Consider the following 2,245-nt stretch of genomic DNA (forward strand, 5'->3'; position numbering starts at 1 on the left):
TACTTCAGCTCCGTGTTGAATCTTGATTTCCTGGCCGAGTGCTTGCGATTATTTTCATAAGACTGTTGAGCATAGTCGGCAGCATAAACCTCTTTAAAGCGTCCTTTTCCAAGTCATTGTCGGACTGTCCCACGCTTGATTTCAGTATGGATAGTTTGGTGAGCTTTTCCAAGTAAAGAGGCGATTTCTCTATTTGATTTCCCTTCCTTTTTTCATCGTTCGATTAAGCGACGGCTATCGATTGTCAAATGTTTGGCTTTTGTAGTATAATGGTTTTGCATCTCTGTGCCTTTCTTGTGTTTGTGATTGAACAACAAGTATAACACAGAGGTGTTTTCTTATGCCTAGAAGAGCTTTCATTTGACAAGAGGAACCCTTGAAGCAGTTTTGTCAGCTAAACCAAGGCTAATCTTAGCCTTGGCTTGTCAGCCTAACAGCATCAAGCCTCTTATCAAATGAAATCGAGTGCTAGCTATCAGCTAGTTGAACCATCTAATTTTTAGGAGGGCTGGGTGGCTAACTTCATTATAGAACTTTCAATTATCACATTCGAATTACATTTTATTTTGGAAAACGTTTCCTTTGTTTTCAAATTGTTAAAAAAGTGGTACAATATAGGATAGCTTACTATTATCTGAATCAGCTGATTTGGAGAGAAAGGATTCATTTTGAAATCAATAGGCTTTATTGAAAAGCTGATAGGGTTGTCTAGTAAAGAGCTGATTTTATTGGGAATTATCCTGAGTATCTTTTTGCCCTTTTATCTTTTTGTAGTTGTATTCTGTTTATATATTATCAGTTTGATTTTTACAGGAGACATGAAAAGTATTCTTCAGAAAATGGGGGAGCATCCGATGCTGCTTCTTTTTCTTGGCTATAGTACTGTTATATCCATTCTTGCACAAAATTGGATGGGTCTTGTGGCTTCAGTAGGAATGTTTTTGTTTGCTATTTTATTTTTGCAATATCAGTCGATTTTATCACATAAATTCTTTCGATTAATTTTGCAGCTCGTCTTGTTTGGTAGCGTCTTGTCAGCTGCTTTTGCGAGTTTAGAACATTTCCAAATTGTGAAGAAATTCAACTATGCTTTTCTTTCACCCAATATGCAGGTGTGGCATCAGAATCGTGCAGAAGTGACCTTCTTTAATCCTAATTATTATGGAATTATTTGTTGTTTCTGTATCATGATTGCTTTCTATCTATTTACAACGACCAAGTTGAATTGGTTGAAAGTATTCTGTGTGATTGCAGGCTTTGTTAATCTCTTTGGATTGAACTTTACGCAAAATCGAACTGCTTTTCCTGCTATTATCGCTGGAGCAATCATCTATCTCTTTACGACTATTAAAAACTGGAAGGCCTTTTGGCTTAGTATTGGGGTATTTGCGATTGGCTTGAGCTTCCTCTTTTCCAGTGATTTGGGAGTTCGGATGGGGACTTTAGATTCTTCTATGGAAGAACGAATTTCTATTTGGGATGCTGGGATGGCCTTGTTTAAGCAAAATCCTTTTTGGGGTGAGGGGCCATTGACCTACATGCACTCGTATCCTCGGATACATGCTCCTTATCATGAACATGCTCATAGCCTTTATATTGATACGATTCTGAGTTACGGAATTGTGGGGACTATTTTATTAGTTTTGTCTTCTGTTGCTCCTGTTCGCTTGATGATGGATATGAGTCAGGAGTCGGGGAAACGTCCGATTATCGGCCTTTATCTATCTTTCCTTACAGTGGTTGCTGTGCACGGAATTTTTGACTTGGCTCTCTTCTGGATTCAGTCAGGCTTTATTTTCTTGCTAGTTATGTGCAGTATTCCATTGGAGCATCGAACTTTGGTATCGGACATGACGGATTAAGTTTTATAAGATTAAAATTCTTCTACCTTGGGTAGGAGATTTTTTTATACGATGGGCATGTCGTGCATCTGAGGTGTAAGTCCTCTGTAGAGATTCACTACCGGTGAATATAGTGAAATGAGATAAGAACAGGATGAATCAATCAGGACAGTCAAATAGATTTCTAACAATGTTTTAGAAGTAGAGGTGTACTATTCTAGTTTCAATCTATTATACAATAGCGCTCCCTCGTCCTTATGCAGGGGCTCCTAGAGGGGAGAAAGTCTATGAAAAGATTAGCGGACGTCGTTTTGAGCGAACTTCAATTGTTGCAGGACAAGTAGACGGAGAGTTTATAGCTCCCATGATTTACAAGAACAGCAGGACAAGCGATTTCTTTGTGG

The 2,245-nt window shown here is 38.4% G+C and carries 1 protein-coding gene and 2 pseudogenes; 2 read left to right on the top strand and 1 reads right to left on the bottom strand.

Translation table 11 applies throughout. The features are described 5' to 3' along the window. A pseudogene (locus HT729_RS03085) lies at positions 1 to 281 on the bottom strand (helix-turn-helix domain-containing protein); the annotation flags it as partial. A 387-nt stretch (positions 282 to 668) separates the two neighbouring features. On the opposite strand from HT729_RS03085, the gene HT729_RS03090 reads away from it, so the two are divergent. Together HT729_RS03090 and HT729_RS11905 are read left to right on the top strand one after the other, a co-directional pair. After that, the gene (locus HT729_RS03090; protein WP_014017345.1) at positions 669 to 1,862 is read left to right on the top strand and encodes an O-antigen ligase; all 1,194 of its coding nucleotides are present in this window, start codon (positions 669 to 671) and stop codon (positions 1,860 to 1,862) included. A gap of 229 nt (positions 1,863 to 2,091) precedes the next feature. Beyond that, positions 2,092 to 2,245 (top strand): annotated as a pseudogene (locus tag HT729_RS11905) (IS630 family transposase); the annotation flags it as partial.

Source organism: Streptococcus sp. 79 (assembly GCF_013277425.1).
Lineage (GTDB): Bacteria > Bacillota > Bacilli > Lactobacillales > Streptococcaceae > Streptococcus > Streptococcus pseudopneumoniae.